The following is a 13,101-nucleotide window of genomic DNA, read 5'->3' as shown; positions in this document are numbered from 1 at the left end:
GTCAGGCGGCCCGCAACTGCTCCAGCCGGGCCCGCAGCGCGCCGTCATGCGGCAGCAGCGCGACGGCGGCCTCGCAGCGTTCCGCCGCCTCAACGCGCAGTCCCGCCCGCTCCGCCAGGTGGCTGAGGTGGACCTGCAGACCGCCGCGCACCGCCGACTTTTCCATCGCGTCGCGCAGCGTGGCGCGCACCGTCTCCCGGAAGCCCGCGTCGTCCAGCAGGCGCAGCAGCGCCGCCGCGCCGCCCTCCTTCGCCAGCGCCGCGGCGGTGGCCTCCACCAGCGCCCAGTGATCGGCACCCACGCGCAGGAAGCCCGGGGCGCCGGCCGCGGCGTTGTCGAACATCAGGTTCAGCTCTTCGTTGGAATTGCCCGGACCCTGCCACATCAGCGAGTTCGCCGACTGCCCGACGAGGCTGAGCACGCCGGCCAGGAAGGCGGCACGCCGATCCCCGTCCCCCTCCAGGGCACGGCCCAGCACCACCAGCCGGCCGCTCATCCCGATGCCGGGCGGGGCGTCCAGTCCCTGCGCTGCCAGCGCCGCCGCGCCCGCCGCGTTGCCGCCGCGCAGAGCCCGGTCCGCTTGCAGGGTGCGCAGCACGTAGGCGGCCTGGGGCCCGAGCGGGGCCGGTCCCTCGGCGCTTTCGCGCAGCTCCGCCATCACCTCCTCGGTGCTCAGCAGCGCGTCGGCGCTCAACCCGTGCTGGTGCGGCATCGGCCGGACGCTGAGGTTCTGCGACACCAGCCAGTCGTGCAGCTCCACATGCACCTCACGCCAGGCACCGGCGGCGACGCGCGCGAAGGCGTGGGTGAAGAAGCCGGCGTAGCGGTCCAGCGCCGCCGAGGACCCGGCCGCCAGCTGGTCGCCCGCGGCACCGGCGCGGAAATGGTCGGCGAACAGCACGTCGGGCCCGGCGCCCAGCAGGGTCGGCAGCTCCACCATGCCCAGCGACTTGTCGGGCCGCAGCCGGATCACCGCGTCGAAGGGACGGCCGTCGCGCTGCTCTAGGTTGCGCTTCATCACACCGGCCTGGAACACCTTGTAGAACTGCCGCAGCGTATAGGGATCGCTACCCTGTGGCGTGCCGTCGGCATCACGCTGACGGTTCTCGAAGAAGCCGAAGGGGAAAGCGTCCTCGACGTGGATCTCCGCCGGGCCGGTTTCGCGCTCGATCGCCTCGCGCGTGATGTCGCCGCCCTCGGCCCGCGCGATCATCAGCCGGCGCAGGCGGGGAAAAACCTCGAAGAAGCGGTCCGACTTCCATTCCGCCGGCAGCACGCGCCCGATCTCGGCCGGCAGCACGAGGTTGAGGCGGCTGGCATTCATGGGCCCGGTGATCTTGGCGCCGCGCTCCCGCCAGGTCGCCACCACGACCTGCACATCGGCCTCGGCACGGAGGCGGTGCAGCCAGCCGAAGCTGCCCTCGAAGCGGCGCATCTGCCCCGACAGGCAGACGCAGACCCTGGGTCGCACCATCTCCGCCATGCCCCGCTCCGCTTCCTTCGTCGCCGGGCTTCTCCGAAGCATGTTTCCGGCGCCGTGGCGAGATGGCCCCTCGGATGCCCCTTCCGGACGGCCCGGTCCCCTTCCCGGCCCAACCCGGCGTGACCATCTCTCCTCCGTGAGCAAAAACCAGTCCTCGTCGCGCCGGGGCGTCCCAACACTGGAATCCGCCCCCTGGGGTGAGGACGGCGTCGCCCATGCCGTGCCGCTGCGCCCCGAGCAGGTGCCCGCGGTCTCCGGCCGGGCCCTCCTGAAAGCCTGGGACGCGGCGCGCGACGGCGCGGCGGCGGAGCTGCGCGGGCCGGAACGCCTGCTCCGCTTCGCCGGCGGCGAGGACGCGGTGGAGCTGCGCCTGTCGGACCCGGACGCGCGCTGCTGGGCCGCGGCGATCGACCTGACCTGGGGGCTGGGCACCATGGCCGGCATGGCGGTGTTCCTGCGGCTGCTTGCGTTGCTGGACGCCATGGGGCGGCTCGACTGGCTGCGCGGCATGTTCACGATCGAGGCGGACGGAACCCTGCTGCACCCCTCGCTGCTGGCCGCCGCGGCGGAGCTGCCACTGGACCGCGCGGCGCGGCTGGATGAAACCGGGTTGCGGCGCCGACTCGCGCGCCTGCCTGCCGGAGTGCCCGCATGACCAAGACCACCACCCTCCTGAAGCCCGTGCTTCTCCTGGCCGCCCTGGCCGCCTGCGCCCCGGTGGCGGAGCAGCGCAGCGCCGGCACCGAGCAGCAGGACGCCCGGGTGGCGGAATGCCGGCGCGAGGCCGAGCGCGTGGTGCTCTACCGCGACCGTGGCCAGACCATGCGGGTGGACGAGAACGAATCCCGCGTCGGCGTGTCCGGCATCTCCGGCTTCCAGACATCCAACAACCGCCTCGGCGCGACCTTCGCCCGCGACCGGCTGGCGGCGGAATGCGTGCGCGACGCCCAGCCGCCCGGCACCGGTCTGACGGGCCCGAACGGCACGGCCACCTCCGGCACCGCGACGGTGCTGCCGCAGGCGTCCCGCCCGGCCTCGGCCTCGCCTTCCCCGTCGCGCTGAGGCCGCGGCGCGCGGTTCCCCGCCCAGAACCGGGCGGCTGACATTCTCGGTCCGGCATTCCTGACCAGGATACGGAGCCAATATCTGGAAGCCTGCAGGCGGGCCGGGCGGCACATGCACGTGGTGCCGTCCGGCCCGCCTTGTTTCACCGACTGCGGAAGGCGACCCGGCCCCCGTCAGGCAAAATGCGCGTTCATGCGACGCGGCGGCGGTTCCGCGCGGGCGGAAACCGCTCTAGAGGAGCCGCGCCCCTCCTCGGGGCGAGGAGAACATCGCGATGAGCAAGATCACCCGCCACGGCAGCAATGCCGTGCTGTCCAACGCCGTCGAGTACCACAACTTCGTCTTCCTGGCCGGCATCACCGCGGACGACCTGTCGCAGGACGTGTCGGGCCAGACCGAGCAGGTGCTGCGCCGCATCGACGAGCTGCTGGAAGTCCACGGCACCGACAAGACCCGCCTGCTGCAGGCCCAGGTCTGGCTGAAGGACATCCGGGACCGTGAGGCCCTGAACAAGCTTTGGAGCGCCTGGCTGCCTGAGGGCGGCGCCCCGGTGCGCGCTTGCGTCCAGGCCAACATGGCCGATCCGCGTCACCTCGTGGAAATTATGATCACCGCCTGCCGCTGATCTCCACTGCGTGAATCGCGTGCCCGCTGTGGTGTTTCCGGATGCCACAGTGTGGCATTTGCCTATGACTACCGCCTGAACTGGGAAAATAGTCCTTATCGCGGTTTCGCGAGGACGCTCGTTCTGGCTAATCACGCATTCTTTCGGCTCGTTACGACTTCACGGATTGGCGAGCACGAAACCCTCGGATACGGCCTTGGTCGTCGGATGCCGCTGGGCCTCCGGCCCTGGTGTGGGAGCCAGGTCCGTCGACCGGGGGTTTCGGGGGGTTCATGCAGGCACGCTACTCAGCCATCGCTGCTACGGTACTGTGCGGCGCCTTTGTTCTGGTGTCCTCGCAGGATGCCGAGGCCGCCGCGCAACGCCAGGGCAACCGGTCTGGGCACGCGGCCAGCCAGCACGGCGCCAGCCCCGTCCGCTCCACCCCCGCCCAGGCCAGCCGGGCCGCCGCCAAGGCGCCCGCGGCCCGCACGGTGGCGACCACCCGTGCCCACGGCGGCAACGCCAAGGTGGTGGCTTCGGCCCGCGGAACCCGCGCCGTGCGCGCCGCCGCCGCCGGCAGCCTCGCCTCGCGCGGCAAGGCCATGGTGCGGGAGGCGACCTATTCCTATTCCGCAGGTGGCATTTCCTGCGTCCCCTACGCCCGCATGGTCACCGGCATGAACATCAGCGGTAACGGTGGCGACTGGTGGGGCAACGCCGCCGGCGAGTACCAGCGCGACGGCCGCCCTGAGCCGGGCTCCGTTCTGGCCTTCCGCGCCTCGGGCGGCATGCGCCTGGGCCACGTCGCGGTGGTGGAGCGGATGGTCAGCGCCCGCGAGATCGAGATCGAGCATGCCAACTGGGGTGGCCCGGGCATCCGCAAGGGCTCCGTGCTGCATAACGTGTCGGTGGTGGACGTGTCGGACCGCAACGACTGGACCGCGGTGCGCGTCGAGGTCGGTCACGGCAGCGGCGCCTACGGCCGCACCTACAGCACCTACGGCTTCATCCATAACCGTCCGGAAGGCAGCGGCGCGCCGCGCGTGACCTACGCCTCCAGCCGTCGCTACGAGGAAGTGGCCGAAGCCCCGGCGCTCAGCCGCCCGCTGGACATCACGGTCCGCAACACCGGCCGCTGAGGCCACGCGGGGGCCGGCCGACGGCCCCCCTGCCCGGCAGCGCCGCGGGGCTGCTACCAGCCGGGCCGTTAAATTCCTCCGGACAAGGCATTACTCGGGCTCACTCCCTGCCGGGGAGAGCCGCGTCAGAGCGGCCGCAATCGCAGCTTCATCCCACCCTCGGGGCGCAGCGTCAGCCGGAATCGCGGCAGCGGCGCCGGCCCTTCTGGCGGGTCGAAGTGGAAGCCCCGCACCAGCATTGCCAGAAGCGTCTGCATCTCCGCCATCCCGAAGGCCGCACCGGCGCAGACCCGCGCCCCCACGCCGAAGGGCAGGTAGGCGAAGCGCGGGATGGAACGCGCGTTTTCCGGCAGGAAGCGTTCCGGCTTGAAGGCGTGCGGCGCGTCCCAGATCGCCTCCTGCCGGTGCAGCAGCCAGGGAATGCAGAGCAGCGTATCGCCGGGCCGCAGCTGCCAGTGGCGGATGCGATCCGGGGCCGTGGCCTGCCGCGCCAGGATCGCCACGGGCGGGTAGAGCCGCATGGCTTCCTGCAGCACGGCCTTGTTCACCGACAGCCGCGACAGTTCCGCCGCTTCCGGCTCCCGATCCCCGAGGACCGCCACCGCCTCCGCCCGCACGCGCTCCTGCCACCGGGGGTCCGAGGCCAGCAGGAACAGCGTCCAGGCCAGGGCATTGGCCGCCGTTTCGCTGCCGGCCAGCAGCATCATCGCGACCTCGTCCAGCAGCCCGGCCTCGTCGAGCAGCGGGTTGCCCGCCTCGTCGCGCGCCGCGCGCATCCCCGGCAGCAGCCCGCCCTCGCCCAGGCCCGAGGCGATCAGCCGGCCCACGCGGCGCCGGATCTCGTTGGCGGCGCGCCGGGCGCGAACACCCTGCAGGCCCATGGTCCAGGAGGGCAGCCCGACCAGGTGCGGCAGGTCGATCACCTGCACCCGTGACTGGTAGTCCGAGAAGGCTTCCGCGATGGCGGTGGATTCGTCCTCCGGCACCTGCGGCCCGAACACGGCGTGGAGCATGATCCGCAGCGTCGCGGCGGCCAGCGCCGGCGCCACGTCCACCGCCCCCGCCGCAGAACCCGCCCGCCAGTCGCGCAGCAGCACCCGCCCGGTGTCCTGGAAGGCAGGCTGGAAGCGGTCCACGCCGGACGGGTGCAGCAGCCGCGCCACGGCCGGGCGCCGCGCCGCCCAGAGCGGCCCGTGATTGGCGAACAGGCTTTCGCCGATCACCGGGCTCAGCGCCTGTTCCTTGAAGTGGCTCTTGCGGCCGTAGATCGCGCCGCGAGTGACGAAGACGTCGCGCACCACCTCCGGATGGTTCACCACCACCACCTGCCGGCGCAGCACGCGCACCGCCATGACCTCGCGCCGGAAGGCGATCCGGGGCAGAGCGCGCAGCACGTCGCCGCGCAGCGAGACGATGCCGCGCAAGAGGCCGGGGACGCGTTCAGGCGGCTCGTGCCGGGGCGGGATGAAGACTTCGGTGGACATCGCCGCCCTCTGCTGTGCCGCAGCAGGAGGCATGGGCACGGCCGGGTCGTCAACCGACCCACCCCGGGGATCGCGCGCTTCAACCCGGGCCGGCGCGGCGCGTTGCTCACACCAGCAGGAGAACGATGCCATGAGCGAATTTCTGTCCCGGCTCGGCGGCGCCTCGATCGGCAACGATCCGCACAACCCGATCCAGACCATTGCCCAGGAACTGCTGTCCGGCGGCGAGGGTGCCGCGGGCGTGCGGGCCCTCGGCGACCGGCTGTCCGGCAGCGGCCTCGACCCGCAGTTGATGTCCTGGATCGGCAGCGGCGAGAACCAGCCCGCCGACCCTCAAGCCGTCGAGCAGGCCGTGGGGCCGGACCGCATCGAGGCACTGGCCGGCCGCACGGGCCTGTCGCGCGACGTGGTGCTGCAGATCGTGGTGGCGCTGCTGCCGCTGATCATCGACCACTTCTCCCCGAAGGGGCGGCTGCCGCAGAACGACGAGGAACTGCCGCAGGGCGGGCTCGGCGGGGTGCTGGGCGGCATCCTGGGCCGGCTCAACAACGGCAACGGCGCCGGTGCGGGGGGCCTCGGCAGCATCCTGGGCAATGTTCTGGGCAAGGCGCTGCGCAACTGAGCGCCGCGGGCCGGCCGCCGCCGGCCCTGATCCGGTAGCCCGCCCGCGCGGCCTCAGGCCGGGTCGCGGGCGGTTTCCAGCGCGCGGGCGGAGATCAGCGCCTTGCGGATATCCGCCTCCGCGCGCTCCAGCTCGCCCGCGGCGGCGGCGCGGCGGGCGCGGCCTTCCTGGGCGATGCGGAGCGAGTCCTCGATCGTGCCGACCAGCGCGGCGTTGGCGCGCTTGAGCGCGTCCATGTCCACCACGCCGCGCTCGATCTCCTGGCGCACCACCGCGTTGCCCTGGCGGAGCGACTCCGCGTTCGCGGTCAGCAGCTTGTTGGTCAGGTCGGTCGCCGCCTGCACCGCGTCGCCGGCCTCACGCATACGGCGGATCGCCAGGGCCTGCGCCAGCTGGGCGCGCCACAGCGGCACGGTGTTGGCCAGCACCGAGTGGATCTTGGCGGCCAGCGCCTTATCGTTTTCCTGGATCAGCCGGATGCCGGGCAGCGCCTGCATCGCGATCTGCCGGGTCAGCCGCAGGTCGTGGACACGACGGTCGAGCTCGTCGCGCGCGGCGCGCAGGTCACTCAGCCGCTGCGCCGCGAGCGGCGCCTTGTCCACCTCGGCCGCCCATTCGGCCTGGGGGATGGCCTCGGCATCGGTGCGGGCGAGGACCTGCTCGCCGGCCTCGATATGCTCGGCCAGCGAGTGGAACCAGTCGAGAGTCGCGAGGTAGAGCCGCTCCAGCCGCTCCACGTCCTCCATCAGCCGGGTGCGGTGGCCCTGCAGCAGGTCGCCCGCCGCCTCCACCTGGCCGCGCACCGTCTCGTAGCGCTGCAGGATGGCGGCCGCACCCGAGCCCGCACGGCCGAGCAGGCGCGAGAACAGCCCAGGCTTCTCCTCGCCCGCGGCGGGGTCGAAGCCGCGCAGGTGCGTCAGCAGGCCCGACAGCGCATCCCCGGCATCGCCGGTGGTGTCGTTGCGCGCGGCCCCCAGCATGGCGTCGGCGGCCGCCGCCGCGTGGCCCTGCGCCTCGGTGCCGAAGCGCAGGATGGAGCCGGGGTCGTTCAGGTCGATCCGGGTGGAGAGTTCCGCGACCCGGGCGGCGTCCTTGGGGCGGACGGTGGCGTCGGGGGTGCTGTTGGTGTCGTTCATGCCACGCCTTCCTCACGCAGGCGCTGCCGCAGCACGCTGACCTGGATATCCAGTGCCTCGGTTTCCGCCGCCCGCAGCTTTGCCGCCGCGCTGCTGGCCGCGCTTTCCACGTCCCGCACCGCCTCGCGCAACTCGCGCGGCGCCTCGGCCCCACGACTGAGGCGGCCGGCGATACGCTCCAGCCCGTCCAGCCCGATCACCAGCAGGCCGCGCGCCTGGCTGCTCAGCGCCGGACGCAGCGACATCTCGCGCAGCAGCGACCGCAGCGCGCGCACGGCGCCGCCGAGGCGGTCATCGGCCGCTTCCAGGGCCGAAAGACGGCGGGCGAAGCCTTCCAGCGCGCTGTCGCCCTGGTAGGGTTCCGGCGGCGGCTCGCGCAGGCCGCCATAGGCGAAGTGTGCGCCGATCCCTGCCGCCAGGCCCAGGATCACGCCGCCCACCGGCCCGGCGCCGCCGGCCAGTGCCGCCGCGAAGCCGAGGCCCAGCCCCAGCGCCACCGAGGCCTGCTTGCGCGCCCCGCGCCGGCCACGCCGCAGCAGCGTCACCGCCAGCGCCACGCCGCCCAGGCCGAGCACGAGGCCCAGCAGCGTGCGCGACTGCCCGCTCGCCAGCGCCAGGATCAGCGCCGGCACCATGGGCAGCGCGAAGACCGGCAGCGCCAGCCCGCGAAGCCCGCGGCGATAGGTTTCGGGCCGCATCAATGGAAGATCCGGATGATCGAGTGCACGAGCGTCAGCAGCGACACGAGGCCCAGGCTGCCCAGCATCACGGCGGCACCGGCCAGCCGCTTCATCGGGATCTGGACCGGACGGAGGGGGGCGGGTTGGATCGGCATGGTGCCGGAAAGATGCGGACCCCTGCCCCCCGCTTCAAGCATCCTGCCCCCAGGCATCGCGGGTGATCCGCGATGCCGGAACAGCGCCGGGGTGCCGGTGCCTCCGCCGCCGGTCATCGCGTGTTCCGGCGCCGCCGCGCCTCAACGCCCGGGCGTGACGGCCCGGGTCGGCAGCGCGGCCCCTCAGCGCCCCCGGGCGCGCGGGTCGAGCGCGTCGCGCAAGCCGTCGCCCAGCAGGTTAAAGCTGAGCACCACCAGGAAGATCGCGAGGCCCGGGTAGATCGCCATCCAGGGAGCCTGGGTCAGGAAGCGCTGCGCGGCGTTGAGCATCGAGCCCCAGGAGGGCGCCGGCGGCTGCTGGCCCAGGCCCAGGAAGCTCAGCGAGGCTTCGGCGATGATGGCCTCGGCGATCGCCAGCGTCGCCTGCACCAGCAGCGGCGGCACGATGTTGGGCAGGATATGCAGCACCGCCAGCCGCCAGGGCGGGTTGCCCAGCGAGCGCGCGGCCTCGACCCACTCGGTGGACTTGGCTTCCAGCGCCATGCCGCGCGCCAGGCGGATAAAGATCGGGGTCGCGGAGATCGCGATGGCCAGCATCGCGTTCTCCAGCGCCGGACCCAGGAAGGCGGCCAGAGCGATGGCCAGGATCAGGAAGGGCACCGACAGCATCGCGTCGGTGATGCGCGAGATCAGCGCATCCACCCAGCCGCCGGCCATGCCGGCCAGCAACCCCAGCGGCACGCCGAACACCAGGGCCGCCGTCACCGACAACCCGCCCGCCGCGAGCGAGGCGCGCGCGCCCCACAGCACGCGCGACAGCACGTCGCGGCCGTTCTCGTCGGTGCCGAACAGGAAAGCTTCCGAAGGCGGCTTGCGGATGCGCGTCCAGGAGGTCGCGATCGGGTCGTAAGGGGCGATCCAGGGCGCCAGCACCGCGGCCAGGATGAACAGCACCACGACGACCAGGCCGAACACCGCCAGGCGGTGCCGGAAGAAGCGGCGCAGCGCACGGCGGCCCGGGCTGTCGCGCCGGGCCGGCTTCGCCGTCGCGGCGGGGATGGTGGACAGGCCGGCGCTCATGCCGCGCGCAGTCGGGGATTGATGAGCATGTAGAGGAGGTCCGACAACAGCGAGAGCACCACGAAGATCACCGCGGTGGTGACCACGACGCCCTGCACCACCGGGTAGTCGCGGTTGAACACGGCATCGACGATCAGCTTTCCGAAGCCTGGAATGGTAAAGATCTGTTCCGTCAGCACCGCGCCCGCCAGCAGCTTGCCGAGCTCGATCGTGCCCAGCGTCACCACCGGGATCAGCGCGTTGCGCAGCGCGTGCTTGCTGATCACCACCCGCTCCGGCAGGCCCTTGGCACGGGCGGTGCGGACGTAGTCCTGTTCCAGCGCACCCAGCATGGCGGCGCGGGTGTGGCGCATCAGCACGCCCGCGATGGCGTTGCCCAGCACGAAGGCCGGCATGATCGTGGTGGCGATCGACTGCCCGAAATCCTCCGTCAACGGCACGTAGCCGGACGGCGGCAGCCAGCCGAGCTTCACGCTGAACAACAGGATCATCAGGATGCCCAGCCAGAAGTTGGGCGTGGAGATGCCCGCCAGCGCCACGGCGTTGCTGATCCAGTCGGCCGGCTTGTCGCGCCGCACGGCGGAGACGACACCCAGCGGCACGCCGATCACCACCGCGATGATAAAGGCCATCACGCCCAGCTGCAGCGTCACCGGCAGCTTCTGCAGGATCAGGTGCAGCACGGGCTCCCGGATGCGCCAGGAAAAGCCGAGGTCACCCTGCAGCAGCCGGCCCAGCCAGGCGCCGTACTGGACCGGGATGGGCTGGTCCAGCATCAGCTCGGAGCGGATCTGGGCGAGGACCTGCGGGTCGCCCCGCTCCTCGCCCGCCAGGATCAGCGCCGGGTCGCCCGGCATCAGCTGCTGGAGGCCGAAAACCAGCATGCTGAGGATCAGAAGTGTGGGAACGACCTGTCCCAGTCGCCGCAGGAGCCAGCCCAGCATCGGCCGATAATCCTTACTATCTTACTATCTTACTATCTTACTTCCTTACCCAACCTTGAGGTCTTGAACCCGGATCATCCCGTCCGGCATCGGCCGGAAGCCCTGGAGCTTGGGCGAATGGGCCACGATGTTCTTCAGGTACCACAGGTAGGACCGGAAGTGGTCCTTATCGAGCGCCTGCGCCCAGAGCTGCCGGAACAGCTCCTTGCGCTTCTCGGGGTCGGTTTCCTCGCGCTGGGCGTCGAGGATGCGGTCGGTCTCGGGGCTGTTGTAGCGGCCGTCGTTCTGCGGCCCCTTGCTGTGCATGAAGGCCCAGGTGTTGCCGTCCGGATCGGGGCGGCCGGACCAGGCGCTCATGTAGAGCTGGAACTCGCCGCGCACCGCGGCCTGCAGGCCGGAGGCGAATTCCACCGCCTTGATCTGCAGGTCGAAGCCCGCCTCGGCCACCATGGACTGGATGACCTCGGCCGACTGGCGGATCTCGGGGCTGTTGGCCACCATGATCTCCACCTTGTAGGGCGTGGGAACCTTGGCCTCGGCGAGCAGCGCCTTGGCCCGTGCCACGTCGCGCTTCACCACCTTGCGGCTGCTGTCATGGTAGGGCGAGGCCGGCGCCACGGCCTGGGTCGCCGGGGTGAACATCCCCTCGTAGACCACCTGGATCAGCGCTTCGCGGTCGATGGCGAGGTCGAAGGCCTCGCGCACGCGGGCGTCCTGGCCGATCGGCGTCTTGGACTGCTCGCCGTTGTTCTGGTTGACCGTGATGCCGTTGTAGCCGAGCCCGTCGCCGATCTCGAGCTTGATGCGCCGGTCGTCCTTGAGGTCCTTCACGTCGGTGGGCGACACGTTCTCGATCAGGTCCAGCGTGCCGGCGCGCAGGTTGGCCAGGCGCACGGTGCTGTCCACGATCACCTGGTAGGTGATGCGGTCGAGGAAGATGCGACCCTTGTCCCAGTAGTCGGGGAAGCGCTCCACCACGATGCGGTCCTGCGCCACGCGCTCCACGAAGCGGAAGGGGCCGGTGCCCACGGGCTTGGCGCCGAAATCCTTGCCCGCCGCCTCGGCCGCCTTGGGCGAGATGATCATGCCGGCGCGGTCGGTGAGCTGCGAGATGAACGGGGCGGAGGGCGCCTTGAGGCGGATGCGCACGGTCTTGGGGTCCACCACCTCGACCGTGTCCATGATGCCGATCTCGCCCTTGCGGAAGGAGCCGGACATGGTGAGGTGGCGCATCAGCGAGTAGCGCACCGCCTCGGCATCCATGGTCTCACCGTCGTGGAACTTCACGCCCTCACGCAGCGTGATGAGGAGGGTCTTCGGGTCCTCGTACTTGTAGCCGGTGGCGAGCTGCGGAACGATCTCCAGCTTCTCGTTCACGTCGAACAGCTTGTCGCACAGCGAGCAGAACACGATGCGGCCGACGAAGGAGCGCGCCAGCGTCGGGTCCATGATGTCCGGGTCCTCGCGCAGCCCGATGCGGAGCTGCTTGGTGCCCTGGGCCAGCGCCGCCGCGGGACCGGCGACCTTGCCGGCCAGCAGCGCCGCGGTGCCCATGGCGAGGGCGCCCATGCCCCGGCGGGTGATCTCGTTGGTCATGCGGCGGTTCCCGTGACGGCTCGGTTGAAGAAGGATTGCAGCCTGGCCTGACGCTCGCCCCCGGCGCGGTGTTCGCGCAGGGGCGGCATGGGCGGCAGCGTGTCCTGGAAGTGGCAGGCGGCGCGATGGCCGGGGCCGGCCTTGGCACCCTGGGCCAGCGGCGGATCGTCGCGGCCGCAGACCTCCTGCGCGTGCGGGCAGCGCGTGTGGAAGCGGCAGCCCGCGGGCGGGTTGATCGGGCTCGGCAGGTCGCCCTGCAGCGGGGCGGCGCCGCCGACGCCGGGCACCGAGCCCAGCAGCGCGCGGGTATAGGGGTGGCGCGGATCGGTGAAGATCGCGTCGGTCGTGCCTTCCTCGACGATGCGGCCGAGATACATCACCGCCACCCGGTCGGCGACGTGGCGCACCACCGCGAGGTCGTGGCTGATCAGCACGAAAGCGAGGTTCAGCTCGCGGATCAGCTCCTGCAGCAGGTTGATCACCTGCGCCTGCACCGACACGTCCAGCGCGCTCACCGGCTCGTCGCCCACGATCAGGCGGGGGCCACTGGCCAGCGCGCGGGCGATGGCGATGCGCTGCCGCTGCCCGCCGGAGAATTCATGCGGCCAGCGGTCGGCGTGCTCGGGGCGCAGGCCCACGCGGGCCAGCAGCGCCTGCACGCGGGCGCGGCGCTCGGCCGCCGTGGCGTCGCCGTGAAGGCGCAGCGGTTCCTCCACCGCCTGCCCCACCGTCATGCGCGGGTCGAGCGAGGCGTAGGGGTCCTGGAAGATCATCTGCATCCAGCGCCGCTGCGCGCGCAGGTCGCGCGCCGACAGGGCACCGAGGTCACGGCCCTCGAAGCGGACGGTGCCGGCATCGGGCGCATCGAGGCGCAGCATCAGCCGGCCCAGCGTGGACTTGCCGCAGCCGCTCTCGCCCACCACGGCCAGGACCTCGCCGGGCTGGACGTGCAGCGACACGCCGTCCACCGCCTGCACGGCGCCGCGCCGCTGGCCCATCGGACCGCGCACGGTGAAGTGGCGGCGGACGTTCTCGAGCCGCAGGATCGCGCCCTCGGCGCCGGGCTGCGCGACCACGCCGTCACGGGCGGGCGCAGGGGTCATCACGGCG

The 13,101-nt window shown here is 71.9% G+C and carries 14 protein-coding genes; 5 read left to right on the top strand and 9 right to left on the bottom strand.

All coding sequences use genetic code 11. The features are described 5' to 3' along the window. Position 1: 1 nt before the first annotated feature. On the bottom strand, positions 2-1,525 hold the full coding sequence (locus tag ACFFGY_RS19845; protein ID WP_377046262.1) for a hypothetical protein: 1,524 nt from the start codon (positions 1,523-1,525) through the stop codon (positions 2-4). 94 nt (positions 1,526-1,619) lie between these two features. Here ACFFGY_RS19845 and ACFFGY_RS19840 point away from each other — a divergent pair, with 94 nt between their 5' ends. The 4 genes from ACFFGY_RS19840 to ACFFGY_RS19825 all read left to right on the top strand — a co-directional run bounded on the left by ACFFGY_RS19840 (position 1,620) and on the right by ACFFGY_RS19825 (position 4,294). Next, entirely contained in the window at positions 1,620-2,138 is a 519-nt protein-coding gene (locus tag ACFFGY_RS19840; protein WP_377046261.1) for a hypothetical protein, read from the top strand. Next, positions 2,135-2,545 (top strand): hypothetical protein, encoded by a 411-nt coding sequence (locus tag ACFFGY_RS19835; RefSeq protein ID WP_377046260.1) that lies wholly within the window; start codon positions 2,135-2,137, stop codon positions 2,543-2,545. The genes ACFFGY_RS19840 and ACFFGY_RS19835 overlap by 4 nt, the downstream gene beginning before the upstream one ends. 277 nt (positions 2,546-2,822) lie before the next feature. Further along, complete coding sequence (locus ACFFGY_RS19830; RefSeq protein ID WP_377046259.1) at positions 2,823-3,173, top strand: RidA family protein; 351 nt, start codon at positions 2,823-2,825, stop codon at positions 3,171-3,173. A 272-nt stretch (positions 3,174-3,445) separates the two neighbouring features. After that, positions 3,446-4,294 carry a CHAP domain-containing protein gene (locus ACFFGY_RS19825; RefSeq protein ID WP_377046258.1) on the top strand — a complete coding sequence of 283 codons (849 nt, stop codon included), beginning with the start codon at positions 3,446-3,448 and terminating at the stop codon, positions 4,292-4,294. Between the two features lie 125 nt (positions 4,295-4,419). Here ACFFGY_RS19825 and ACFFGY_RS19820 read toward each other — a convergent pair whose 3' ends face one another. After that, on the bottom strand, positions 4,420-5,778 hold the full coding sequence (locus ACFFGY_RS19820) for a cytochrome P450 (RefSeq protein WP_377046257.1): 1,359 nt from the start codon (positions 5,776-5,778) through the stop codon (positions 4,420-4,422). 130 nt (positions 5,779-5,908) lie between these two features. Between ACFFGY_RS19820 and ACFFGY_RS19815 the strand changes: the two genes are divergently transcribed. Beyond that, complete coding sequence (locus ACFFGY_RS19815) at positions 5,909-6,400, top strand: YidB family protein (RefSeq protein ID WP_377046256.1); 492 nt, start codon at positions 5,909-5,911, stop codon at positions 6,398-6,400. A 53-nt stretch (positions 6,401-6,453) separates the two neighbouring features. Here the strand turns inward: ACFFGY_RS19815 and ACFFGY_RS19810 are convergent, their stop codons facing one another. The 7 genes from ACFFGY_RS19810 to ACFFGY_RS19780 all read right to left on the bottom strand — a co-directional run bounded on the left by ACFFGY_RS19810 (position 6,454) and on the right by ACFFGY_RS19780 (position 13,094). Continuing rightward, entirely contained in the window at positions 6,454-7,536 is a 1,083-nt protein-coding gene (locus ACFFGY_RS19810) for a toxic anion resistance protein (RefSeq protein ID WP_377046255.1), read from the bottom strand. Then, a complete protein-coding gene (locus tag ACFFGY_RS19805) occupies positions 7,533-8,234 on the bottom strand; it encodes a hypothetical protein (RefSeq protein WP_377046254.1) in 702 nt (233 codons plus the stop codon). Before ACFFGY_RS19805 ends, ACFFGY_RS19810 begins: the two co-directional genes overlap by 4 nt. Beyond that, positions 8,234-8,371, bottom strand: coding sequence for a hypothetical protein (locus tag ACFFGY_RS19800; RefSeq protein WP_377046253.1), 138 nt, complete (start codon positions 8,369-8,371; stop codon positions 8,234-8,236). Before ACFFGY_RS19800 ends, ACFFGY_RS19805 begins: the two co-directional genes overlap by 1 nt. 183 nt (positions 8,372-8,554) lie before the next feature. Further along, positions 8,555-9,451: an ABC transporter permease gene (locus ACFFGY_RS19795; RefSeq protein ID WP_377046252.1), complete on the bottom strand. Its 897-nt coding sequence runs from the start codon at positions 9,449-9,451 to the stop codon at positions 8,555-8,557. Beyond that, positions 9,448-10,395, bottom strand: coding sequence for an ABC transporter permease (locus ACFFGY_RS19790; RefSeq protein WP_377046251.1), 948 nt, complete (start codon positions 10,393-10,395; stop codon positions 9,448-9,450). The genes ACFFGY_RS19795 and ACFFGY_RS19790 overlap by 4 nt, the downstream gene beginning before the upstream one ends. 45 nt (positions 10,396-10,440) lie before the next feature. Continuing rightward, positions 10,441-11,991, bottom strand: coding sequence for an ABC transporter substrate-binding protein (locus ACFFGY_RS19785; protein WP_377046250.1), 1,551 nt, complete (start codon positions 11,989-11,991; stop codon positions 10,441-10,443). Continuing rightward, the gene (locus ACFFGY_RS19780; RefSeq protein ID WP_377046249.1) at positions 11,988-13,094 is read right to left on the bottom strand and encodes an ABC transporter ATP-binding protein; all 1,107 of its coding nucleotides are present in this window, start codon (positions 13,092-13,094) and stop codon (positions 11,988-11,990) included. The genes ACFFGY_RS19785 and ACFFGY_RS19780 overlap by 4 nt, the downstream gene beginning before the upstream one ends. Between the last annotated feature and the right edge of the window lie 7 nt (positions 13,095-13,101).

Origin of the sequence: Roseomonas elaeocarpi, assembly GCF_042433915.1 — a bacterium.
Taxonomy (GTDB): domain Bacteria; phylum Pseudomonadota; class Alphaproteobacteria; order Acetobacterales; family Acetobacteraceae; genus Roseomonas; species Roseomonas elaeocarpi.
The sequence above is the reverse complement of the archived record's forward strand: the minus strand, read 5'-3'. Positions and strand labels throughout refer to the sequence as shown.